This is a genomic window from Nitrospirota bacterium, assembly GCA_035873375.1.
In the GTDB taxonomy this organism is placed as follows: Bacteria; Nitrospirota; Thermodesulfovibrionia; order Thermodesulfovibrionales; family JdFR-85; genus BMS3Bbin07.
The window spans coordinates 1-22,585 of sequence record JAYWMQ010000015.1 but is presented as its reverse complement, the minus strand read 5'-3'; the positions used below and the strand labels follow the sequence as shown (position 1 = coordinate 22,585).

The 22,585-nt window shown below is 48.6% G+C and carries 23 protein-coding genes; 7 read left to right on the top strand and 16 right to left on the bottom strand.

Features of this window, described 5'->3' with window-relative positions; all coding sequences use genetic code 11:
* The 3 genes from VST71_03985 to VST71_03975 all read right to left on the bottom strand — a co-directional run.
* The coding region (locus VST71_03985; protein MEC4684877.1) for a sigma-54 dependent transcriptional regulator at positions 1-1,302 on the bottom strand (1,302 nt) is incomplete at its 3' end.
* Between the two features lie 57 nt (positions 1,303-1,359).
* The gene (locus VST71_03980; protein ID MEC4684876.1) at positions 1,360-3,306 is read right to left on the bottom strand and encodes an ATP-binding protein; all 1,947 of its coding nucleotides are present in this window, start codon (positions 3,304-3,306) and stop codon (positions 1,360-1,362) included.
* On the bottom strand, positions 3,303-3,872 hold the full coding sequence (locus VST71_03975; protein MEC4684875.1) for a DUF4390 domain-containing protein: 570 nt from the start codon (positions 3,870-3,872) through the stop codon (positions 3,303-3,305). Before VST71_03975 ends, VST71_03980 begins: the two co-directional genes overlap by 4 nt.
* A gap of 142 nt (positions 3,873-4,014) precedes the next feature.
* On the opposite strand from VST71_03975, the gene VST71_03970 reads away from it, so the two are divergent.
* From VST71_03970 to VST71_03960, 3 genes are read left to right on the top strand one after another with little or no spacing between them, the layout of a single operon-like run.
* On the top strand, positions 4,015-4,497 hold the full coding sequence (locus tag VST71_03970) for an adenosine-specific kinase (GenBank protein ID MEC4684874.1): 483 nt from the start codon (positions 4,015-4,017) through the stop codon (positions 4,495-4,497).
* Positions 4,498-4,530: 33 nt separating this feature from the next.
* A complete protein-coding gene (hisI, locus tag VST71_03965; protein MEC4684873.1) occupies positions 4,531-4,920 on the top strand; it encodes a phosphoribosyl-AMP cyclohydrolase in 390 nt (129 codons plus the stop codon).
* Positions 4,901-5,209 carry a phosphoribosyl-ATP diphosphatase gene (locus tag VST71_03960; protein ID MEC4684872.1) on the top strand — a complete coding sequence of 103 codons (309 nt, stop codon included), beginning with the start codon at positions 4,901-4,903 and terminating at the stop codon, positions 5,207-5,209. The genes hisI and VST71_03960 overlap by 20 nt, the downstream gene beginning before the upstream one ends.
* Before the next feature lie 25 nt (positions 5,210-5,234).
* On the opposite strand, the gene recJ is transcribed toward VST71_03960, so the two are convergent.
* From recJ to yajC, 5 genes are read right to left on the bottom strand one after another with little or no spacing between them, the layout of a single operon-like run.
* On the bottom strand, positions 5,235-6,923 hold the full coding sequence (gene recJ, locus VST71_03955; protein ID MEC4684871.1) for a single-stranded-DNA-specific exonuclease RecJ: 1,689 nt from the start codon (positions 6,921-6,923) through the stop codon (positions 5,235-5,237).
* Between the two features lie 30 nt (positions 6,924-6,953).
* Complete coding sequence (secF, locus tag VST71_03950; GenBank protein ID MEC4684870.1) at positions 6,954-7,874, bottom strand: protein translocase subunit SecF; 921 nt, start codon at positions 7,872-7,874, stop codon at positions 6,954-6,956.
* A complete protein-coding gene (gene secD / locus VST71_03945; GenBank protein MEC4684869.1) occupies positions 7,871-9,490 on the bottom strand; it encodes a protein translocase subunit SecD in 1,620 nt (539 codons plus the stop codon). The genes secF and secD overlap by 4 nt, the downstream gene beginning before the upstream one ends.
* A gap of 11 nt (positions 9,491-9,501) precedes the next feature.
* A complete protein-coding gene (locus VST71_03940; GenBank protein ID MEC4684868.1) occupies positions 9,502-10,197 on the bottom strand; it encodes an HD domain-containing protein in 696 nt (231 codons plus the stop codon).
* Entirely contained in the window at positions 10,163-10,498 is a 336-nt protein-coding gene (yajC, locus tag VST71_03935; protein MEC4684867.1) for a preprotein translocase subunit YajC, read from the bottom strand. Before yajC ends, VST71_03940 begins: the two co-directional genes overlap by 35 nt.
* A gap of 393 nt (positions 10,499-10,891) precedes the next feature.
* On the opposite strand from yajC, the gene ileS reads away from it, so the two are divergent.
* Together ileS and lspA are read left to right on the top strand one after the other, a co-directional pair.
* Complete coding sequence (gene ileS, locus VST71_03930) at positions 10,892-13,621, top strand: isoleucine--tRNA ligase (GenBank protein ID MEC4684866.1); 2,730 nt, start codon at positions 10,892-10,894, stop codon at positions 13,619-13,621.
* Complete coding sequence (lspA, locus tag VST71_03925) at positions 13,591-14,073, top strand: signal peptidase II (protein MEC4684865.1); 483 nt, start codon at positions 13,591-13,593, stop codon at positions 14,071-14,073. Before ileS ends, lspA begins: the two co-directional genes overlap by 31 nt.
* Positions 14,074-14,109: 36 nt before the next feature.
* Here the strand turns inward: lspA and VST71_03920 are convergent, their stop codons facing one another.
* Entirely contained in the window at positions 14,110-14,679 is a 570-nt protein-coding gene (locus tag VST71_03920) for a nitroreductase family protein (protein MEC4684864.1), read from the bottom strand.
* Positions 14,680-14,971: 292 nt separating this feature from the next.
* On the opposite strand from VST71_03920, the gene VST71_03915 reads away from it, so the two are divergent.
* Positions 14,972-16,186: a 6-phosphofructokinase gene (locus tag VST71_03915; GenBank protein ID MEC4684863.1), complete on the top strand. Its 1,215-nt coding sequence runs from the start codon at positions 14,972-14,974 to the stop codon at positions 16,184-16,186.
* 28 nt (positions 16,187-16,214) lie between these two features.
* On the opposite strand, the gene VST71_03910 is transcribed toward VST71_03915, so the two are convergent.
* The 3 genes from VST71_03910 to VST71_03900 are packed head-to-tail and all read right to left on the bottom strand — an operon-like array spanning position 16,215 to position 18,887.
* Positions 16,215-16,754 carry a nitroreductase family protein gene (locus VST71_03910; protein ID MEC4684862.1) on the bottom strand — a complete coding sequence of 180 codons (540 nt, stop codon included), beginning with the start codon at positions 16,752-16,754 and terminating at the stop codon, positions 16,215-16,217.
* A gap of 23 nt (positions 16,755-16,777) precedes the next feature.
* Positions 16,778-17,146 carry a nucleotide pyrophosphohydrolase gene (locus VST71_03905; GenBank protein MEC4684861.1) on the bottom strand — a complete coding sequence of 123 codons (369 nt, stop codon included), beginning with the start codon at positions 17,144-17,146 and terminating at the stop codon, positions 16,778-16,780.
* A gap of 58 nt (positions 17,147-17,204) precedes the next feature.
* Positions 17,205-18,887: a SulP family inorganic anion transporter gene (locus VST71_03900; GenBank protein MEC4684860.1), complete on the bottom strand. Its 1,683-nt coding sequence runs from the start codon at positions 18,885-18,887 to the stop codon at positions 17,205-17,207.
* Between the two features lie 258 nt (positions 18,888-19,145).
* Here VST71_03900 and VST71_03895 point away from each other — a divergent pair, with 258 nt between their 5' ends.
* The gene (locus tag VST71_03895; protein ID MEC4684859.1) at positions 19,146-19,916 is read left to right on the top strand and encodes an SDR family oxidoreductase; all 771 of its coding nucleotides are present in this window, start codon (positions 19,146-19,148) and stop codon (positions 19,914-19,916) included.
* Between the two features lie 212 nt (positions 19,917-20,128).
* Here the strand turns inward: VST71_03895 and VST71_03890 are convergent, their stop codons facing one another.
* From VST71_03890 to VST71_03875, 4 genes are all read right to left on the bottom strand, one after another.
* On the bottom strand, positions 20,129-20,434 hold the full coding sequence (locus VST71_03890) for a type II toxin-antitoxin system RelE/ParE family toxin (protein ID MEC4684858.1): 306 nt from the start codon (positions 20,432-20,434) through the stop codon (positions 20,129-20,131).
* Positions 20,422-20,610 carry a hypothetical protein gene (locus VST71_03885; protein ID MEC4684857.1) on the bottom strand — a complete coding sequence of 63 codons (189 nt, stop codon included), beginning with the start codon at positions 20,608-20,610 and terminating at the stop codon, positions 20,422-20,424. Before VST71_03885 ends, VST71_03890 begins: the two co-directional genes overlap by 13 nt.
* Before the next feature lie 283 nt (positions 20,611-20,893).
* Positions 20,894-21,724, bottom strand: a complete 831-nt coding sequence (locus VST71_03880) for a nucleoside deaminase (protein ID MEC4684856.1) — start codon at positions 21,722-21,724, stop codon at positions 20,894-20,896.
* Between the two features lie 511 nt (positions 21,725-22,235).
* Entirely contained in the window at positions 22,236-22,439 is a 204-nt protein-coding gene (locus VST71_03875) for a hypothetical protein (protein MEC4684855.1), read from the bottom strand.
* Between the last annotated feature and the right edge of the window lie 146 nt (positions 22,440-22,585).

The following is a 22,585-nucleotide window of genomic DNA, read 5'->3' as shown; positions in this document are numbered from 1 at the left end:
GAGATTACTCCTTTCAATCTGCAGCACCTCTGCTGTCCTGGATATATTCCAGTTGTTCTCCTGCAATTTTTTCAGGATAAAATCGCGTTCAAAGGTATCGCGTGCCTCTCTCAAGGTCTTGAAGGAGAAGTAGTCATGGGGTCTGAGGTTAAAAAAGGTGACATTCCTTTCAGTGATTGTCTGTGACGGGGTCATGATGATTAGCCGTTCAATCGAATTGCGCAGTTCCCTGACATTGCCGGGCCAGTTATAGCCTATAAAAAGGTCAAGGGCCCTTCGGGTTATCTTCTTTACCGGTCTACCGTACTCCCGCGCGATATTCTGAAGGAAATACTCGACAAGAATGGGTATATCCTCCTTCCTTTCCCTCAGGGGAGGAACATTAAGGGGGATGACGTTCAGCCTGAAAAAGAGGTCTTCCCTGAAGTTTCCATTTGCCACCTCTTCATTGAAGTCCTTGTTTGTTGCAGCCACAATCCTGACATCCACGCTGATATTCTTGTTCCCGCCAACCCTCTGAAACTCCTGGGTCTCTATTACCCTCAAAACCTTTGCCTGTGTCTGCAGGGACATATCCCCAACCTCGTCAAGAAAAAGGGTTCCCCCGTCTGCAAGTTCAAACTTCCCCTTTTTTCTCTCATGGGCACCTGTAAAGGAGCCCTTCTCATGGCCGAAGAGTTCACTCTCGATAAGCTCTGCAGGTATGGCGGCACAGTTTACCTCAACAAAGGTCTTATGAACCCTCGGGCTCTTTTCATGTATGAGCCGGGCCACGAGTTCCTTGCCGCTGCCGCTCTCTCCCATGATAAGGACCCTGCTTGAGCTTGAAGCCACCATATCGATCTGCTGGCGGAGGGTCTTTATTGCCGGGGAGTCACCAACAAGCTGCCACTTCTTGCTGACATTCTCCTTAAGGGTCTGGATTTCCCGCTCAATTGTCCCGCGCTCAAGGGCCCTTTGAGCGGTAATGAGAACCCTCTCAAGGGAAAGGGGCTTTTCAAGAAAGTCATATGCCCCTATTTTTGTGGCCTTTACCGCTATCTCCACAGTACCGTGGCCTGAGATCATGACAACAGGGAGGCTCTCCCTCCTTGTCTTTATATCCTCCAGAACCTCCATACCGTCACGGTCGGGAAGCCAGATATCGAGAAAAACGAGGTCAACAGGGATGGAGTCTATCATCTGAAGGGCCTCCTCTCCTGCCTCAGCAGTAAAGACCTCATACCCCTCGTCCTCAAATATCTCCCGCAGGCTCTCTCTTATACCTGCCTCATCATCAACTATCAATACCGAATAAGCCATATCTTAGTACCTCGCATCCGGGCTGCCTGAACTTAATCTTCCTCAACCCGCAGACCTTCAGCTTCCCGGGAATGGAAGCTCAATTGCAAACACCGTGCCTTTTGGTTCGTTGTCGGCAATTCTTATTATACCACCATGTTCGGTGATAATCCTGTGAACTATTGCAAGGCCAAGACCCGTGCCTCCCTTGCTGGTTGAGAAATAGGGCAAAAAGAGTTTTTCCTTGTCCTCATCCCTGATCCCCGCACCCTTGTCAGCAAGCTCTATCTTTACCACATCCCGGGTCTTGTTTAAATCCACCCTCACTTCAATACTCTCCCCGTCTCCGGTAGCCTTTACTGCATTGTCAAAGAGATTGATAAGCGCACGCCTGAATTGTTCCCTGTCCAGCCACACAGGGGGAATATCTTCACCAAAATGCAGGACTATCTTGCGTCCGTAACCCTTGTAAAGAGAGACAACTTCATCAAGGAGGTCCCGCAGGTCAACATGGGTTTTGTTTATCCGCGGCATCCTGCCGAGCCTTGCAAACTCGTCCACCATTTTCTGAAGACTCTCCACTTCTCTTATAATGGTCTGGGAGGATTGTTCAATTATCCTGCCAAATCCTTCTCCCCCCTGTTTCCATTTTCTCAGCATTCTTTCAGTGGAGAGTTTTATAGGCGTAAGGGGATTCTTTATCTCATGGGCCATCCGCCTTGCCACCTCCTGCCAGACAAGGGCCTGCTGGGCCTTTACAATCCCTGTGAGGTCTTCAAAAACAACAAGAAGCCCGGTGGGGGTGCCGGAAGGGTCGCGAAGCTGGGTAATAAAGATTCTGAGGGTAAGGAGCTTTCCGGAGACATTTACCTTGAGCTGCCTGCTCGTGCTCGTAAAATCCCTCAGCCGGATACCCGTTATAAAATCCCTCAGCTCCTCTGATTCAATATGGTTCAGAAGTACCTGGTACTCCCTGCCTATAACATCCTGTGGATTGATATTCAGTATCCTCATGGTTGCGGTATTGACGGTCAGGACCTTTCCTTTTTCATCCAGCGATATGACCCCTGAGTCTATATTCTCAATTATGCTCTCCATGCATACCCTTCTTCTGTCAGACTCAAGGTAGGCCTTTTGAAGAGAATCCTTGCTCTCCCTCAGCTCTCTGACCATCCGGTTGAAAGAATCCACCAGGAGGCCGATCTCGTCATCCCTTTTGAGATCAATAGAGATGTCAAGGTCACCCTTTGCTATATCCTCTGTTGCCTGGGCAAGGCGCTGAATCGGCTCGGTAATACCCCTTGAAACCCTGAGAGAGACCCACATGGTCATAAAAACTATCAGGACCGTGAAGAAACCAAAGGCAAGCATGTAATTGGCTTTTATAGGTGTACGCCATTTTTCAAGGGCAACATAATCCTCATATGCTGACCTGACCTTTTCCGCCTGCCGGACGATCTCAGGGGAAAGGACCCTTTCCACCACAAGAACGCCCTTCAGATTTCCGCTTTCCCTCAAAGGCACTACAGCCCTGATGATGTCTCCATTGGGAGTTGAGATGACCTCTGTCCCCTCCTTGCCCTCAAAAGCCCTTTTGAGGGTCTCGGTAGGATTTTCAGGCACGGCATAAAGTCTCTTTACATCAAAACCCTCTGAGGGGCTTCTTCCTGCTAAAACCTCCTTTGCCTCTGAAAGGGCCTGATCTTTCTCCCTGTCATAAAAGATGGATGCAATGGAGAGGGCATTCTCAAGCGGCACCTTTATCTGGGGGTTGAGCCACCTGTCAACATAGGCGGTTATCAGTCCGCTGGCTATTACAAAGAGCAGGATCGATGGTATCAGCGTAAGGGTAACAAAGATGGTCACGATCCTGGTCTTGAATTTATAGCCGGGGACCCTGTGTTTCTTTTCAAGATAAAGGCGGATAAGGGTTTTGGAAACAAAGAAGACAAGGGTAAGGAGGGCGATTACAGTAAGATTGAAGACAAGTAATGTCAGGACCTTTATGGCAAGGTTTTCACTCATCTGAGGGGTTCCAGGGAGGATTCATTCCATCTGAACAACCCTGAATCACTTGAGACCTTGAACTCCCTGTCAGGCAGGAAAAAGAATATCTCGCCAAACAGGGATGGTATATTCCTGAGCCGCGACTCCACGGTAGTCCTCACAAAATACGTTCCGGAGGGCATGCCCTTAAGGCTGGTGAGGTAGACGTCATTGAAGTTCAATGCCCACTTCATCATGGAATCAAAGCTGTTGAACCTCTTCTCAACGAGGGTCTCGCCATCAAAAGAAGTAGCTATGTATTCCTTTTTCATGGGGTCGCTCTTTATATTCCTCACAACCTTTCTGCCGGCGATAAATTCATCAGGCCACGTCTTCCATAAACGGAAGAGGTCAATATAAAAGATTACCTCCTTTGAGATTCCTTTCCGTATCTCATCTACATAATTGGAATCAAGGTCAAACTGGAAGGATACCCGGATAACGCTATCCTTAAAATCAAGATAAGGCCCCTTTATCTCCAGGGCTTCGGCCATGTGGAGAAAGATGAGACTCAGCATAAGTATGAGAAACAACCGCTTTAACATTTTTGGCAGGACTCCTCTCTTGCAGCCTTGCTTCTTGAACTGAAATCATTATATCATAACAAAACTCTGACGGACTTTGAAAAGCAGGCCGGAAAGAGGCAGTAAAGAATAAGGGCTTAAAAACCTTAATCGGAGGCAGGCTATGGAAATTACGGCTGTAAGGCTTGAGATTCCTGACGGATGCAATATCATCCTTGGGCAAACGCATTTTATCAAGACCGCTGAAGACCTTTACGAGATCATGGTGACCTCTGTGCCACAGGCAAGATTCGGGCTCGCCTTTACTGAGGCATCAGGGCCATGCCTTATACGAACCGAAGGCAATGAACCCGTGCTGACTGAGGTGTGCATAAAAAACCTCCAGGCCATTGGCGCAGGCCATGTATTCTGCATACTCATGAGGGAGGCCTTTCCCGTTAATGTCCTGAATCAGATAAAGAACTGTCAGGAGGTCTGCGGGATATTCTGTGCTACAGCCAATCCCCTTGAGGTCGTTGTCGCTGTTACAGGACAGGGCAGGGGTGTGCTTGGAGTGATTGACGGGGCCTCGCCAAAAGGTGTGGAAGGTACGGAAGATAAAACCCAGAGAAAAGAGTTTTTGAGAAAGATAGGGTATAAGTTGTAATACAGAAGATTGGAGTGATGGAGGAGTGGAGAGATGAGTGATGAAATGCTGACGGAGCTGAAATATGATGAAAAAGGGCTGATCCCTGCCATTATACAGGATGCCAATACAGGTGAGGTGCTGATGATGGCTTACATGAATGAGACGGCCCTGAAAAAGACCATTGAGACGGGGTTTACCCACTTCTGGTCCCGCTCAAGACAAAAGTACTGGAAAAAGGGCGAGACCTCGGGTCATATACAGGAGGTCAGGGAGATACTCCCTGACTGTGATGCCGACACACTGCTCATAAAGGTCATCCAGCATGGTGCGGGTGCATGTCATACAGGGCACCGGAGCTGCTTTTACAGAAACATAAAGGGTGAGGAGGTCGCTGAAAAGGTCTTCTCCGAAGGTGAGGTGTATGGGAAAAAGGATAATTGAGAAGCTCTACGAAGTAATCATGGAGCGTAAAAACACCCCCCGGGAGGACTCCTACACATGCCGGCTATTTAAAAAAGGCAAGGACGAGATACTTAAAAAGGTTGGGGAGGAGGCTGTGGAGGTAATCCTGGCCTCAAAGGGACAGGGGAAGGAGCAGCTTGTCTATGAACTGTCTGACCTCATTTATCATATGCTTGTCCTGATGGCGGAAGAAGGGGTGACCGTAGAGGATGTTTATGAAGAACTGGAGGGCCGGTTCGGGATTTCGGGGCTGGAGGAAAAGGTCTGAGGGAATTGCAGGGTTAACAGGGATTCTATGCTGAGGGTCTGAAGGCGCGGAGGTGGAGCTGGAGGGTCTTTCTGTTTTCCCATTCATTAATCGTCGGGGTATATACGGCATCAACCACTGCATCGGACTCTATCCGCTCTATCATATCACCCATGGAAAACCCTATGGCATCAACCGTACAGGAGCGGTGTTTGAGCCTCATCTTGAGGTGCTTGTTTCCAACCACTTTCGGCCCCATCACCTCAAGTCCCTTTGTCCCAAGCCTCGGCTCAGGGTTGCCGCAGCCAAGGGGCTCAAGCAAAGAGATCTCTTTTACAAGGCTGAAATTCACTTCCTGCAGGTCAACGGTGGCATCAATGGTAAGTGTGGGAATGAGGTCTTCTGCAGAGAGCGTTTCAGCTATAACCCGGTTTATCCTCTCCTCAAACGCCCCGAGGTTCTCAATCCTCAATCTAAGTCCCGCCGCCTGCCTGTGTCCGCCAAAGGAGAGCAGAAGGTCACTGCACCGGGAGATACCGCTGTAGAGGTCAAAAGACGGGATACTCCTTGCCGAGCCTTTTGCAATGCCGTCCCTGATATTAAAGACAAAGGCAGGCCTGTAAAATGCCTCGGCAAGCCTTGAAGCCACTATGCCGATCACGCCTTCATGCCATCCGTCAGAGGCAAGCACTACAGAGTGGTCATAACCCTTCTCCTTCAGGGCGGAGAGGGCCTCCAGATGTATCTCCTCCTCAATCGACTGTCTCTTCAGGTTCAGCTCCTGGAGTCTCGCAGCAATTACAGCGGATTCGGCATGGTCGTCTGAAAGCAGCAGCTTGATAACCTCCAGGGGATTGTCAATCCTTCCGGAGGCATTCATCCGGGGGATAACAGTAAAGGCAAGGCGGCCTGCACTTACGACCCTGCCATTGAGTCCTGCCACCTCTTTAAGCGCCTTTATGCCCGGCCTTAACCCCTCGTTTATGAGCGTAAGCCCGTGCCTTACAATAACCCTGCTTTCATCAGTCAGCGGGATTACGTCAGCTATTGTCCCAAGCGCTGCAAGGTCAAGGAGGTCTGAAGATGCCTCAGGGCCAAGCAATGCCGAGGCAAGCTTGAAGGCAACGGCAGAGCCTGAAAGTTCAGGGGTTTCTTTGCCGCAGAGCCTTGGATTGACCACTGCATCGGCCTCCGGCAGAACAGGGGAGTTGGCGGCATCCCTTCCGGGCTCGTGATGGTCTGTAACTACTACTGCCATCCCCTCAGAGGCTGCCATTCGCACGGCCTCCATGGAGGAGATACCGCAGTCAACAGTGATGATCAGCCCTGCCCCGGCCTTGCGTGCGTATTCAACACCAGGGGCATTGAATCCATAACCATGGGCCAGCCGTTCAGGTATGAAATAACAGACCTCCGCACCCAACCGTCTGAGGGCACTCACCATGATAGCCGTGCCTGTCAGTCCATCTGTATCATAGTCACCATGGACGAGGATTTTCCTGCCACTACTGATTGCGCTGCGGATAACGTTCACTGCCTCTTTCATTCCTGAAAGCTCAAACGGATCGGACAGTGTACCCATTGCAGGGTCAAGAAAGGTCTTTATATCTCCGGGGGTATTAATGCCGCGGTTCACCAGTATCTGAGCAAAGGCTGCAGAGACAGAGGCAGCCCTTGAAAGATACTTTATATAATCAGGGTTGGTCCTCTGTACAAACCACCTTTTCTCGGGCATTCAGGCTCCATAAACCATCAGGGACTAAGTTTATTTCTTCCGTGCTGCAAGGGGGGAACCATCCTTCTTCCACAACAACACTATCGGGCTTGCAACAAAGATGGAGGAATATGTCCCTATGGCTATCCCCAGGATCATGGCAAGGGCAAAATCATGAATCACTTCGCCACCGAAGAAGAAGAGGGCACCGGCAGCAAGCAGTGTGGTAAGAGAGGTGATGATTGTCCTGGACAGGACCTCGTTTATACTCTTGTTTATAACCTGCTCAACCGGCTCTTTTGTAATAAACCTCAGGTTCTCCCTGATACGGTCAAATACTACCACTGTATCGGTCAGCGAGTATCCGGCAATAGTCAGCAGCGCACTGACAAGGATCAGGTTTATCTCCTTGTCCATCAAATTGAAAATCCCCAGAACCACGAGCACATCGTGGAAGGTTGCCGCAGTAGCGCCTACACCGAACCTGAACTGGAACCGCCATGCTATGTATCCCAGAATGAATATGGTAGCCAGCACAATGGCCCATATTGCATCCTTTCTCAGTTTGGCCCCAACCTTCGGCCCGATCTCCGTGGTGGAGTCAACCGTGATCCTGTTGTCCGGAAATCCCTCTTTCAGGGCCGCTATTATCTGCTCCGAAAGCCTTCCGAGCTCTTCCTGGTCTCTCTTGATCTGGATGAGGACCTTGTTTGCCGTGGGAAAATCCTGCAGGTCAAAGTTCTTTATACCCCTTGCATCCAGGACATTTCTTACCTCCTGGAGGTTAACGTGTTTTTCAAACTTGATCTGGACAGCCGTTCCGCCGGCAAAGTCAATGCCGAGATTAGCGGTACCTGTTGCCAGGTGATATACGGCAATAAACCCGATAAGAAGGAGAAGGCTTGATACAACAAGGGTAATTTTTCTCAGCCCCATGAAGTCAATATTTGTCTTTCTGATTATCTCTATCATATGCTCAGCTTTCTGACCTCCTTTCTTGAGTTTATGAGATCAAAGACCGTCTTGGTGCCGACAAGCGCAGTGAAGAGATTGATAAGCACACCGAGGAACAGGGTCACTGCAAAACCCTTTATCGGGCCGGTCCCGAACTGGTATAGGACGGCCGCAGTAATAAGTGTCGTTATATGGGCATCGACTATGGTGATAAAGGCCTTGTCATACCCGGAATCCACAGCAGCCCTTGGAGTTTTTCCCGCCCTCAGCTCCTCTCTCATCCTCTCAAACATAAGCACATTTGAGTCCACCGCCATTCCAATGGCAAGTACTATGCCTGCCATGCCTGGAAGTGTGAGCGTGGCATTCAGGGCGGCCATGGCACCGAGGAGGAGTATAACGTTAAGAACCATGGCAAGGTCTGCTATAAGGCCTGAAACTTTATAATAAAATGCCATAAAGACAACAACCAGCAGCACGGCCATCACGCCGGCCTTCTTGCCCGCATCAATAGAGTCTCTCCCAAGGGATGGCCCCACAGTAACATTCTGAATGAGCTTTACAGGGGCAGGCAGGGCTCCGGCCTTCAGGACAATGGCAAGGTCCTTTGCCTCGGCCAGGGAGAAGGATCCCGTTATCTGGGCACTGCCACCGGATATCCTGTCCTGTATAACAGGCGCAGAGTAGACATTATCGTCAAGTATGATGGCAAGACGCTTCTTGACGTATTTCCCTGTAACCTCTTCAAATATCTTCGCGCCCGTACTATTGAAGGTGATGGATACATAGGGCTCGTTGAATCTCTGGTCTATTGCAACCCTTGCCTCCGTAAGGAGGTCACCCGAAAGGAGCACCTTCTTCTTCAGCAGAAAGGGTCTCTTGTAAACCTCTCCTGTCTCCTTGATCTCGACACGCTGAAAGAGGATTACATCATCAGGGGGGATTTTGTCTTTAAACTTTTCAAGTACCTCTTTCTCTTCTCCGGGCCTTATCCGGGACGGAAGCTCGGCAGCAATGGGTGAATCGTCATCAACAAGCATAAATTGAAGCTGTGCGGTCTTGCCTATTAATTCAACCGCCCTCTTTGGCTCCTTGTATCCGGGCAGCTGGACGACTATCTCGTTTTCATCCTGACGGTGAATGACCGGCTCTGCCACACCAAACTGGTCAACCCTGTTGCGGATGGTCTCCAGGGCCTGGTCAGTGGCATTATTGCGAATCTTCTTAGCCTCCTCAGGAGACAGCTGAACAATGAGTTCATTGTCGGAAGGAACAACCTCAAGGTTGGCGTATGCCTCCTCAATGGCCTTTCTGATCTCTAACGTGTTTGGAGAGATCCTTATCTTCGTTCCCTCCACCCTGACCTCTGCCCCAAGGTTGCCTTTCTCCAGGATATCCTTCAGTCTCTGGGCTATTCTATCCGTTGTTATCGCTACTGCCTTGTCACCCTCGACCTCAAAGAGCAGATAAATACCCCCCTGCAGATCCAGACCAAGGGATATCCCGCGGTTGGGCATATTTCCCTGCCACCACTGCGGCATGTACTTGAAAGCAGGGGTATTTGGAAGAAAGAATACAATGGCCAAAATGACGGTGCTGATAATAAGGGCCACTTTCCACCTGAGATTCTTCATCTATCCTCCTCTCATGCCATTCTTGTATTATTTATAAAGAGCTTGAACTCTGTACCGAGCACTCTTGCCGCCCTGCGGCAGGCAGTCATTCTTGAAAGGAAGATCTCAAAGTATTCAATAACCTGAGACATCCTCGTATCAATTACAAGGGAAAGGGTTATCAGCTTCTGCTCAGGTTCTATCAGAAGCTCTGACTCTGTTGCTGCATAGTTAACCCTGTCATGTATATCCTCTGTTACCATTGAGGGGTTTCTCACCCTGCTGCGGTGGACATCGGATTTGTCTGCAATCAGGAGTGCTGCAGCCACCTCATCGGGAATCGACCCTTCATCCTCTTCATGAATCACTATGGCCGTCATGATCCTTGTAATATCAATAAGCTCAAATCCAACCTCTTCAAGCACCTCTTTGGCAAGAAGGGCCCCCATTTTGTGGTGCATCTTCCTGCCAAGCAGGTTTCCGATGTCATGCAGAAAACCCGCTGCTGCTGCAAGCTTTGTGCTTTTTTCAGGATAAGACAGTTTTTTCAGAATCCTGCAGGCAGTCTTTGAGACGATTCCACAGTGCCTGAGCCCATGCTCTGTATAACCGATACTCTCAAGGTACTTGTCTGCTGCTTCTATATAGAGACAGGCCCTGGGGTTATACAGAAGCCTCTCTATAATATCAGGTTCAGTCTTCTTCTGATGTAGATCTGACGGCTGCAATATATGCCTTTCCAAGCTTGACTTTCACGTTCTCGGCAATCTTGACCGTAATGGTCTTGTCCCCGACAGCCTCTACAACCCCGTAAACACCTCCGGTCGTTATTACCTTGTCTCCCTTTTTCAGGGCAGCCAGCATTTCCCTGTGCTGTTTGGCCTTTTTCTGCTGGGGTCTTATCAGGAGGAAATAGAAAATGGCAAATATAATAATTAGCGGTAAAAAACCTGCAATAGCTGACTGAGGTCCACCCTCTGCTCCACCCTGCTGTGCCGGGCCCATTGCCCAGGCTATGGATTCAAACATAATCCACCTCCAAATGATATTTTATACTTGGTTATAGTACGGCAACATTATACGGTGATTAGCATAGCTGCCGATTTTTGAGTCTAAATATAGTACCTATTTCAAAATATTTTATCAAGTCAACAAATTTACGGTGAAAATCATTCCAGGATTGCTTGGTTGCCAAGCCTCCTCTGCCATGACATTGCGAACCCATTATCTGTCATTGCAAAAGCATTTTCTGTCATTGCGAGGGAAGCAAAGCAATCTCAAAGAATTACAGGTTAGCCGTGATTGCCGGCAGGTATTCAACAGGGCTTCCCGCTTGACTTTTTCTCCTGATCAGGGTTATGTTTATTAACTATGCCCGGGAACTACAAAGATACATTGAACTTGCCACAGACTGCCTTCCCAATGAAGGCCAACCTTGCCCGCAGGGAACCGGAGACTCTGAAGTTCTGGCAGGAAAGGGATATTTACAAAAAGATCCAGGACAAGAACAGGCCGGCCAAATCCTTCATCCTTCATGACGGCCCTCCGTATGCAAACGGTCACATACACATGGGACATGCCCTCAACAAGGTACTCAAGGATATAATCGTAAAATACAAGAGCATGCTCGGCTGTTATTCACCGTTCGTCCCCGGCTGGGACTGTCACGGATTGCCTATAGAGTTGCAAGTAGACAAAAACCTCGGCAAGAAGAAGCATACGACCCCGGTTATCGAGAAGCGGAAACTCTGCAGGGAGTATGCCGGACGGTTTGTCGATATCCAGAGGGAAGAGTTCAAGAGACTCGGTATTTTTGGGGACTGGGACATGCCCTACCTTACGATGTCTTATGATTACGAGGCATCCATAGTCCGTGAATTTGGAAGGTTTGTAAAGGACGGGTATGTATATAAGGGCAAAAAACCCGTTCACTGGTGTCCATCCTGCATAACTGCACTGGCTGAGGCTGAGGTGGAGTATGCGGAAAAGGTCTCAACTTCCGTTTATGTCAGGTTCAGGGTTTTGGACAGTGATGCAAAAAGGATTGTTCCGGAAGGAAACCTTTACTTTATTATCTGGACCACCACCACCTGGACCCTGCCGGCAAACCTCGCACTTGCAGTCCATGCCGATGTTGAGTATTCGGTTGTCGAGTCAGAAGGTGATTATTACATTGTGGCATCAGACCTTGTTGAAAAGATAGCAGATGAATTGAAGATAAAAGGCAGCGTTGTCAAGACAGTCAGGGGCAAGGACCTCGAAGGCATCAAGGCAAGGCATCCGTTCATTGAAAGGGATTCCGTCGTTATAACGGGTGATTTCGTGACTACCGGAGAGGGGACCGGCGTGGTCCATATAGCACCGGGACACGGAGAAGACGACTACATTGCCGGGCTGAAATACGGCCTTGAGATACTGACCCCGGTTAATGACTACGGAAAGTTCACCACTGCTGAGGCCGGGCTTGAGGGGATGTTTGTCTTTAAGGCAAATGATTACATCATCGATCTGCTCAGGGAGCGGGGGGCGCTTTTAGGCTCTGAAAACATCACTCATTCCTACCCTCACTGCTGGAGATGCAAGAAACCCGTAATCTTCAGGGCAACCCCGCAATGGTTTATAACTGTTGAACATAAAGACCTCAGAAGTGCATGCCTGAAAGAGATAGACCGGGTGGAGTGGATACCGAAGTGGGGAAAGGGCAGGATACAGGGAATGGTTGAGCGGAGGCCTGACTGGTGCATCTCCCGCCAGAGGGCCTGGGGAGTCCCGATTACGCTGATATCCTGCAGACAATGCGGAGAATTCATAAAGGACGAAGACATCCTGAAGGCCGTGGTTGAGCTCTTTGCGCAGAGGGGTGCAGATGCATGGTTTGAGATAGAGGTAAGGGACCTCATTGGCGAGGAATACAAGTGCCCCTCCTGTGGCAGCAGGGACCTTGAGAAGGAGATGGACATCCTGGATGTCTGGTTTGACTCAGGTGTCAGCCATGCTGCGGTTGTTGAGGCGGATAAGCGCCTCACGTGGCCTGCAAATATGTACCTTGAGGGGAGTGATCAGCACAGGGGATGGTTTCAGAGCTCCCTTATCTCCTCAGTGGCAACACGTGAGCGTGCCCCCTACGACATTGTCCTGACTCATGGTTTTGTTGTGGACGGCCGGGGGAAAAAAATGTCCAAATCCCTTGGAAACGTAATCTCTCCCGAAGATATTATAAAGAAAAACGGGGCCGAGATATTGAGGCTATGGGTTTCTGCAGAGGATTACAGGGATGATATCCGCCTCTCGGGCGAGATAATTACGCGCCTGATAGACGCCTACAGGAAGATAAGAAACACCTGCCGGTTTCTGCTTGGAAACCTCTATGATTTTGACAACAGGGATTATTCCCAAAACCTCCTTGAGATAGACCGGTGGGCCGTTACAAGGCTGCAGGGCCTTATAAAGCGGGTGACGGATGCCTACGAGAGATTCGATTTCCACGAGGTATTTCATACCATATACAACTTCTGTGTAGTGGATATGAGTTCCTTTTATCTCGATATCCTTAAAGACAGACTCTATACCTTTGCCCCTGACTCCACTGAGCGCAGGGCAGCACAGTGGACCATGTACCGGATACTCAACACAATGACCCGGCTCATGGCCCCGGTGGTCTCCTTTACTGCCGAGGAGGTCTGGCAGTTTATGTCAGGAGAGAAGACCGAGAGTGTCTTTCTCAGCGACTTCCCCCTGGTTGACGAGGGACTCATTGATAAGGAACTTGAGGAGAGATGGGCAGGGCTTATAGAGATAAGGAATGTTGTAAACAAGGCCATTGAGATAAAGAGGGCTGAAAAGACGATAGGAAACTCCCTTGAGGCAAAGGTAACCATCTTTGCCGATAAAGAGCGGTTATCACTGCTTCAGTCCTACAGGGACTTGCTGCCCTCACTCCTTATCGTCTCTCAATCCGGGACAGGCAACTACAAGGATGCGCCGGAGGATGCCTACAGGGACGAAGAAGTCGATGGTCTGGCAGTGGTAGTTGAACATGCCGAGGGGAAGAAGTGCCTCCGCTGCTGGAACTGGTCAACCACGGTTGGAGAGTTTGCAGATGCAGAGGAGGTCTGTCAAAGGTGTTATCACGTATTAAAAAGCCTGCAATAACCTATTTTATCGTATCACTGATCGTCCTGATCCTTGACCAGGCAACAAAGCTTGTAATAGTCAGGGTTCTTCACCCCTACGAGACTATTCAGATACTGCCGTTTTTCCGGATAGTAAGCGTCAGAAATCCGGGGGCTGCCTTTGGCATGTTTCAGGGACTTGGCCCGCTCTTCTTTATAATTATCTCCTTCATTGCAATAGGGATAATCTCCTATATGATAATAAAGGGAAAAGACGACAGGCTTTCACTGTCATTTATCCTCGGAGGGGCGCTGGGAAACCTCGTAGACAGGATAAGGCTCGGTCATGTAGTCGATTTCCTTGACCTTTATGCAGGCAAATACCACTGGCCGGCCTTTAACGTGGCTGACTCCGCCCTTACCCTCGGCATTGCCCTCCTCTTTTACAGGGCTATAATAAAAAGGGATTCTTCTGATTTCTCTTCCGGATGATACAACCACCCGAAAGTTTTCGGGGAGACACTGAGGTTACAAGGTGATTATATCCTCAAGCTTTCTTTTGGGCACATGGTGAACGCCCTTTTCATCACGCCAGTATTTTATGCTTTCTCCTGCTGAAATCTCTTCGATAACAACCTCTTCCTTTGGCTTTCCGATTGCAAGAACAATGAGCACCTCGTATCTTTCCGGAATGTTCAAAAGCTCGCTGAGGCGTTTTCTGTTTACTGAGCCTATAATGCACCCGCCAAGCCCCTTTTCCCTGGCACCCAGCAGAATGCTCTGGGCTGCTATTCCGTGGTCGCACCAGCAGTTTATGCTTATCTCTGCGTCACCTAAAATAACGATATACGCAGAAGGCCGCTCGCCTTCCCGGGGGCCGGGCCAGTCCTTCAGATAACCTGCCCACGTAAGGCATGAAAAGATTTTGTCATTTTTCTCCGGATCCTTTGAGAGGATATACTTGAGCGGCTGGAGATTACCTGCCGATGCCGAAAGTCTTGCAAGATTTACAAGCCCCTTTAAGGTCTCTTCTGTAACGCTCTCATCCTGGTAAAAGCGCCTGCAACTGCGGTTCTTCTTAATTAATTCCTCAATCATATCTCCCTCCATAAAAAACAGTCTACCGGACATTCATCGTTATGTCAAGCTAAATTGATGACCATCTACCGTCATCCATGTTTGACCTTTGTGCAATTCAGACTAAAGTATAACCTATTCTGTGAGATTCTTACGACGATGCCAAAGGGCTGTTTTGACCCAGGCCTTGTCATTGCCCCTTTTCCTCTGCTAAACTCCAATCATACTTTAAGGGAACCCTTTATCTGGAAAAGATCTCAAGGAATACCGTAGCATACAGTCACCATCAAAATCATCGGGAAAGGGGGTAGATATGAGGGAAATCAAGAGGATAGGGATAATAACATGCGGGGGGGATTGCGGCGGGCTTAATGCCGTTGTCAAATCAGTAACCCAGACAGCTCACCGTATGGGGGTTGAGACCCTTGTAATACCCAACGGCTATGCCGGTCTGTACAACCTGATTGACATGGAGGCCCCGGTTGTCCTTACCCCGGCAAGGGTGGACAGCATAGATGCAAATCTTGCAGGGTCTGAGGCCGGACACTCAAGGGTAAAGATATCCGAGATTAAAGACCCGGACAAGTACAGGAAGATCAAGGACGGGCTGAACAAGTTCAACATAGACGGTCTTGTCATCAGCGGCGGTGACGATACCGGCTCTGTCATGGTTGACCTGGCAGAGCGCGGCATATCCTGCGTGCATGTACCAAAGACCATGGACCTCGACCTGCAGCCCTACAGCGTGGGAGGGGACTCTTCATTAAACCGGATAGCCAGGTTTACAGAGGAACTGAAGACCACGGGATTGAGCCACAACCGCATAATGATTGTGGAGGTCTTTGGAAGATACGTGGGACATACGGCCTTCAGGGGAGGGGTTGGCGCAGAGGCAGACTGCATCCTCATACCTGAAATCCCTGTTGACTTCGATGAGGTCTACAGACACATGAAGATGAGGTACATGCAGCGGGTTGAACGCAGTGATGTAAGGGCAGGAACCTATACCATCGTTGTATCAGAGGGCATTACAGATGCAAAGGGTGAGCATATCTATGATGAAGCGGCAGGAGTTGATGCCTTCGGTCACAGAAAGCTCTCGGGTGCAGGGAGGTATGTCAGAAAACAGCTTGAGCAGAGGATGAATACCGACCCTGAGATCAAGGAGTTTATGAAGAAGAAAGGGTTTTATGTCCCCGGCGTGTATGAACTGCCGGAAATCCGGGAGGTAATTCCAGGACACCTTGTAAGGTCCGGGCACAGCTCTGCCTTTGACGTAAACTTCGGCAAGGAGGCAGGCGCTGCAGCCGTAAGGCTCCTTCTGCACGGGATTGACGGAGTAACCGTGGTAAAGGTGCGGGGGCGGAAGGTCTACTACATGCCTACAAAAGACGCCATTAAACAGAGGCTGGTTGATTTAAACATAGTCTCGCTCTTTGAACAGCAGGGGATATGCTTTGGCAGGAAGCCCCAGCCTTATGAGGCTGACTTTGTGCCTGTTGAAGGGGAACTGGAAAGGCATCTGTAAAGCGGGGGATTTGAATCCCAAGGCCTCTTTATTTTCCATATGACCTGCCGTAGAGGTTGAGGTGCACTTTTTCATATTGCAGTTCCTCCCGGCTGTGTGGAGGCTTTTTCTCATCAGGATATCCTATGGCAATAACGGATTCTATCCTGAGGTTTCCGGGTATGTTCAGGAGCCCGGAAACATACTCTTCTGCCATATTGCCTTTATCATGTAACCTGTCCCTGATCTGCACCCAGCAGCTCCCCAGCCCCAGAGACTCTGCGGCCAGCTGGATATATGCGGAAGCTATGGAGGCGTCTTCAATCCAGACGTCACATTTTTCAGGATCAGCACATACGACCACCCCAACCGCTGCATTATCCAGGAAAGACGAGCCGTGCTTTTTTGCCTTTGAAAGTTTTTCAAGCAGCCCTTTTTCCGTAACAATAATGAATTCCCATGGATTGAGCCCCCTTGATGAAGGGGCGCGAAGCGCTGCCTCAACAAGCTGATCGACCTTTTCAGCCTCCACATCCTTATTCAGAAACTTTCTGATGCTTCTCCTCTTCCTGATAAGCGGCATAAACATAATATAAGCCTCCCTGATTAAGTTTAAGTGCCCTTTCTTTCCTGTCTCCTGTTATATTTTACGGCATTGCCCCTTGACAGCTCCACAGGGTATTTTTTCTCATTCAGTGCCATCTTTTTAAAGACTTCCTCCTCAATGTCAATGCCCAGCTTATCCGCCAGTCTTGCAAGATAGATAAAGACATCGGCAACCTCTTCCCTTACACGTGCCATATCCCCCTCAGAGTCAGCAATCTCCCTTGACTGCTCCTCAGTAAGCCACTGAAACAGCTCAAGGAGCTCAGCAGCCTCGGCACACAGGGCCATGGTCAGGTTCTTGGGGCTGTGAAACTGCTCCCAGTTACGCTCTTCCGCAAAATCCCTGAGCCTTTTCTGAATCTCTTTTATATCCATGATTGAAATTTACCGGCACCTGCCACCCCTTTACGGGTGATTGCTGCTCTTCTTGAATTCATGAGAGCTCAGCACTCTGTATCTCATCTGCACCAATCAGCCGGGCTGCCTGCTTTAATGCATATAACCGGCGCTTAAAATCATGTTCCTCCTTCAGCAGACGGAAAACCCCCAGCCGCTGTAAAATATCCCGCACCGGTGGCTGAGCCCCTGACAGGAAGACGTGACGGCCCGAATTCTGGGCATCATGTATCATATCCTCAATCGCTATTCCCGTAGTAAAGTCAATGGTCGGCACATTGGCGAAATCCAGCACCAGGGCATCATAGCTCTCAAACAGGGCCAAACGCCGGACCATATCCTTGGCAGCCCCAAAGCTGAGGGGGCCGCTCAGGTGATAGAGCAGAATCCGTCCTCCGGCAGCCTTTATGATGGTCATGGCCTCCTCGCACAAAGGCGATTCATCGTCCGGATCCGTGATAACCCGGATGTTCTTCAGCTGCAGTTGAGCCATACGGTGAACCAGCAGGAGGCTTGCGGCAACCATACCCACGGCCACAGATGTAATCAGGTCTACAAAAACAGTGAGGAACAACACGGTAAACATCAGCATAACACCGGTGCGGGGTGCCTGACGGACCCGCTTCAGCAAGTCCCAATCAATGATATCCGTGCCCACCTTTATCAGGATTCCTGCCAGCACCACATGGGGGATGTAACTTGCCAAAGACCCTGCACCCAGAACCACGGTCAGCAGTACAATGGCATGCAAGGCCCCTGAGATGGGAGTACGTCCACCTGCACGTATGTTTACCACAGTGCGCATCGTGGCCCCTGCCCCGGGAAGTCCTCCAAAAATACCTGCCACTGTGTTTCCAATCCCCTGGCCGATCAACTCCCGGTCGGAGTCGTGGTGTGTACGTACCATGTTATCTGCCACAAGTGATGTCAGCAACGAGTCTATACTTCCCAGTACTGCCAGGATCAGCGCTGATTTTATCATATCCGGCAGCAGCTTCCAATTCATGACCGGAAGGTGGGGAACCGGAAGGCTGGTCGGAATGTTTCCAAGCGTAGATGCAGCGCCAGGGGGGAAGAAGAGTATCAGCGCCACTGTTCCTGCTACAAGTGCAAGCAGCGGAGCCGGAACAATACGGTTGATACGGGCAGGCAGCAGATAAACGATCATGAGGGTGAGCAGGCCAAGTACCAGTGTGTTGACGTTAATATCTGTTACCATTGCCGGAAGTGCCCGCACCACATCCAGCGGGCCCCCTGGCGTGGCATGACCTATGAGGGGACCCAGTTGCAGCAGGATTATAATCACGCCGATACCGCTCATAAAACCGGATATCACCGGATGTGGAACCAGATTGATATAGCGGCCCAGTCGGAATACGCCGAAAAGTATCTGAAAAACCCCGCCCATTATCACCACGGTAAAGGCCAGGGCAGGCCCGGCCACCGGGTCATAGGAGGTATACTGAACAAAGATACTTGCCATCATCACGGTCATGGGACCGGTTGGACCGGAAACCTGGCTGGGAGTGCCCCCGAACAGAGAGGCGAAGAGGCCCACAAAAATAGCTCCATACAGCCCGGCCACAGATCCTGCCCCTGAGGCCACACCAAAGGCCATGGCAAGCGGCAAGGCTACCACCGCAGCAGTCAGGCCGCCGTAAAAATCGCCGCGCAGGTTATCCCAGCGCAGACCGTTAATGCGAATGAGTGTACTCTTCATTGATCTGGTTCCTGTAGCAAGCCTTCAGTATCAGGTTTACCTCGGGGTTTTAACCTGAACACGGGAAAAGCTTAGTATTTTAAGCCCCCGTCCTCAACTCTGTCAATCACGGCAATTGCATTTTCACTAAATATCATGGGAAAACGACTGTTCATTCCCGTTAGTGAGGTCAATTTGAAATTGAAAGGCGGCAATATGATATACTTTCGAAAAGCAATCCAAAAACATATGCCAGTACCGGAAAAGAGGAGGGATGAGATGGATTTATTGTCTGACAGGCAGGCTGTAATCACAGGGGGGAGCGACGGCATCGGATTCGGTATAGCCAAAGCATTTGTTTCAAATGGAGCTGATGTTTTACTCATCTCCAGAGATGAAAAAAAATTAGAGAGGGCAGCAGCAGGACTTTCTGCATACGGCCGGAAGATTGAATGGTTATCCGCTGATCTGTCTGATATATCTTCAATAGCCGAACTCGCCCGCAAGATTACCGGAATTTATCCTGAAATAGATGTTTTGGTAAACAATGCCGGCTTTGCCCGGTTCACACCATTTGATAAAGTTGAAATGGATGAGCTGGATGCACATATAAATTTAAATATTAAGGCACCGTTTGTACTGACCCAACGGTTACTGCCGGCCCTTGAAAAGAGAAAAGGAAATGTCATAAACATTTCATCCTATTTTTCTCACAAAATGTCCCCGCTAAGACCGTCAACTGCATATTCATTAACCAAGGGTGCACTTGACTCTCTCACAAAAGCCCTGGCCTGCGAATTAGGACGAAAAGGAATAAGGGTAAATGCCATTGCCCCGGGAACGGTTAATACGGAACTGGTTCGGTCTAATCTCAAACGGCTGTCACAGGATATGGATAAGTTTTCAGAAATGATAAAGATGATTTATCCCCTGGGACGAATTGGAGAGCCTGATGACCTGGGCGGAATAGCAGCATTTCTTGCCTCGGACCAGGCCAAATGGATTACCGGAGCCATTATGAATGTAGATGGTGGTTTGACAACTACCTAAGGAGGGATCACATCTCATGTTTTTTGGGCAGAGGTTGCATGTCAGGTAGGAGTTTCCACCTTTGTTGTATCTAAAAGAATAACAAGGAAACGTAGTTAATAGTCAGTGTAGTCAATAGTAAGTCCCCTACCTGTGTCTATGAACTCCCGCCTCTGCCCGGTCTGGTCCGCTATCGTAAGTGACAGGCTTTGCCTGTCCATTCTAAAGGTTTGCTATAACAAGTTTTCTATTTTGTTAACATCAAGCAATCTTGCAGCGTGATAAACCGTGAGTATCTCTATCAACTCATCTTTTATTCTATAAATTATTCTGTAATTACCAAAGAAAACTTCTCTGATCTCTTTACGATTTAATTCTGGAACAATCCGTCCAGATTCAGAAAATAATTCCAGGCGATCTACTGCCTCAAATACTTTTGTTGTAAACATTCGTGCATAATAACTTGAATCCCTTGCTATAAAACTTGCTATTGCTTCAATATCATCCAGAGATTGAGGTGTCCATTTTATCTGAGCCATTTTTTCATCTTTTCTTTTGCTTCTTCATGAGAAATACATTGACCTTCATCTGCTTGTGTGATACCTTTTTCAATTTTTGCAAGCAAATATAAACGCTCCATTGCTGCTTCAATTGTAGTTTTTTCTGGCAAGTCACGTAAACTGTCAATTATCTTTTCTCTATCTAAAGCAAACATTTCCCCACCTCCTTGGTTTATAACGACAAAGACCGAAGACCACAGCGGATTGAGGGTCTTCAGCACGCTTTGATACTGTTAAGGTACCTCCTTAATCATACCGTAATGGAGTATGATTTTCAAGCCCTCGCGCTTGGCAAACGTGTGTCTTTCATCAAGAAGCATTAAGCATAAAGAACAGTTCTGCATTTCACACCCTCTGGAGTATATTGAGGATTGAAAGCTTTTCTTCACGATTCAAGGGCTGACCCCGGAGATGTTCCAGTTTTTTTTGCTGGTGTTTTTAATTTGTTACCGGACAACTAACATCATACAGGAAACCGGCAAATTTTTCCGGAACTCCTTGCAGAAAAGCTAAAGCCTTCTGAAGTATCTCTTTATTCTCAGGATACTGAGGTTTGTAGCTGCCCAGTTCCTGAGCTGCATAGTTGAAAATCTCTTTTGCTTGATCGGTCGCCAACCATTCTGTAATGCTCGAAATGCCGGAATTTAGATAAGCTTTATCAAGCATTTCAGGAACATCAGCCTGGGTTATAACAGAAATCACGGATCTTGGATACGGAGAAAAACCACCGCAGGAGGTTGAGTCAAGCTCAAGACGTTGTATAGCATCTCCATAGCCGTGATCTTTCTGTCCATACACAGTCAGATAGAGTTTATTGAGGGTCATCATCCCCGAACACATGGCGCATGGCTCCAGGGTCGTGTAAAGCTTGTAAGCTGGAAGGCTGAAAACATCCGAAACATTATTAAGGTAGTTAAGCATCAGGCGGACTTCACCATGCTGGGTATTATTTTTGGTTATATTCACGGAATTCCTTGCCCAACATACAATGTTGTCATTTTCATCCACAAGCACTGATCCAATGTTGTATCCTCTGCTTTCACTCTTGCTCTGCTGCCAATCTTTTAATACAACCGCATAAGCAAGTAACGAAAGTATCTTGTCTTTTTCTACCTGAGCCGGTGTCGGATTGTATTCCGGCATATCAACCGGGCAGATATCATTTTCACTTACCATTGATGATGAACTATCGGTTCTGAGATGTGCGCAGGATACGAGCATCAGTAACATAACAATCATTGTAGAGAGTTTAATAAGTGTTTTGTTCATTGTTCATGCCTCCTTTTAATTGGTACTTGTAAAGTTAACGGAAGATAAGGGGGCGACCCGCGAATAATGCCTGCCCCATACTATGTAAAAACGTGAGTTGATGCCATTGTTCAAGTCCCGGGCCGGTTGAATGCGGCAACTCGGCACAGAGAACAAAAGCTCCTGTGTTTGTTTGACCTATGTGAGAGAAAGATTGGGCCAGCCCTTGAATCATAAATTAACATCTTCGAAATCCTATCTCCATTGCCTCAATAATTCTTGGCCTAAGGAGGGGTCAGGTCTCAACATTCAACATTCGACCATAGCCAAGCCTCGGTTATCTTTCAAGAATGCTGCTAATAACACCAGAAAATCGGAAAGAAAAAGCCTGAAAAGATGGCAACGACAACAGGAAATGTTGAATGTTGAGACCTGACCCCCCTTTCTGTTTGCAAGGGACATTTTCTCTATTGAGGCACACATCGTAATGCGTTGTCAGATCAGCCGGAATATCAATCATATGTAGTTATCTTTACATAAACCCAATGTTCGTAGTCAAACCAAATGTGTTCAGGGCATCCTGCGACATCGTGTCCAGCGATTGAAAAAGATAATCAACAAATTGTTGACCATCAATAAAGCCGATGGTTTTGTCCTTCAGTTGTTCTGCTTTTTTGCGAGCTGTAAGCCCAACAGTTCCTGAAGTGACAATAATACCGTTATCTCCAATGCTCATAGAATCGTAAGCGTCAAATAAAGCCCATCTTCCCAGGAAGAGGTAAGAGATGCCATGATAAGCCAATCAAAAATAAGGAGGCGAGTCATGGCAAAGAAAGGGTCAAGAGAGGGAGAGAAAGAGGAATACTGGAAGGGGCATATACG

Coding starts and splice junctions, on each gene's coding strand:
- VST71_03910 (MEC4684862.1), bottom strand. CDS start 16,754: ATGTTTATGCCGCTTATCAGGAAGAGGAGAAGCATCAGAAAGTTTCTG.
- secF (MEC4684870.1), bottom strand. CDS start 7,874: ATGATAGAGATAATCAGAAAGACAAATATTGACTTCATGGGGCTGAGA.
- VST71_03915 (MEC4684863.1), top strand. CDS start 14,972: ATGAGGGAAATCAAGAGGATAGGGATAATAACATGCGGGGGGGATTGC.
- VST71_03890 (MEC4684858.1), bottom strand. CDS start 20,434: ATGGCTCAGATAAAATGGACACCTCAATCTCTGGATGATATTGAAGCA.
- recJ (MEC4684871.1), bottom strand. CDS start 6,923: ATGCCCGAGAAAAGGTGGTTTGTACAGAGGACCAACCCTGATTATATA.
- yajC (MEC4684867.1), bottom strand. CDS start 10,498: ATGTTTGAATCCATAGCCTGGGCAATGGGCCCGGCACAGCAGGGTGGA.
- VST71_03895 (MEC4684859.1), top strand. CDS start 19,146: ATGGATTTATTGTCTGACAGGCAGGCTGTAATCACAGGGGGGAGCGAC.
- VST71_03905 (MEC4684861.1), bottom strand. CDS start 17,146: ATGGATATAAAAGAGATTCAGAAAAGGCTCAGGGATTTTGCGGAAGAG.
- VST71_03900 (MEC4684860.1), bottom strand. CDS start 18,887: ATGAAGAGTACACTCATTCGCATTAACGGTCTGCGCTGGGATAACCTG.
- VST71_03960 (MEC4684872.1), top strand. CDS start 4,901: ATGGGAAAAAGGATAATTGAGAAGCTCTACGAAGTAATCATGGAGCGT.
- VST71_03975 (MEC4684875.1), bottom strand. CDS start 3,872: ATGTTAAAGCGGTTGTTTCTCATACTTATGCTGAGTCTCATCTTTCTC.
- VST71_03875 (MEC4684855.1), bottom strand. CDS start 22,439: ATGAGCATTGGAGATAACGGTATTATTGTCACTTCAGGAACTGTTGGG.
- VST71_03880 (MEC4684856.1), bottom strand. CDS start 21,724: ATGAACAAAACACTTATTAAACTCTCTACAATGATTGTTATGTTACTG.
- VST71_03970 (MEC4684874.1), top strand. CDS start 4,015: ATGGAAATTACGGCTGTAAGGCTTGAGATTCCTGACGGATGCAATATC.
- secD (MEC4684869.1), bottom strand. CDS start 9,490: ATGAAGAATCTCAGGTGGAAAGTGGCCCTTATTATCAGCACCGTCATT.
- ileS (MEC4684866.1), top strand. CDS start 10,892: ATGAAGGCCAACCTTGCCCGCAGGGAACCGGAGACTCTGAAGTTCTGG.
- hisI (MEC4684873.1), top strand. CDS start 4,531: ATGAGTGATGAAATGCTGACGGAGCTGAAATATGATGAAAAAGGGCTG.
- VST71_03920 (MEC4684864.1), bottom strand. CDS start 14,679: ATGATTGAGGAATTAATTAAGAAGAACCGCAGTTGCAGGCGCTTTTAC.
- VST71_03885 (MEC4684857.1), bottom strand. CDS start 20,610: ATGTTTGCTTTAGATAGAGAAAAGATAATTGACAGTTTACGTGACTTG.
- VST71_03980 (MEC4684876.1), bottom strand. CDS start 3,306: ATGAGTGAAAACCTTGCCATAAAGGTCCTGACATTACTTGTCTTCAAT.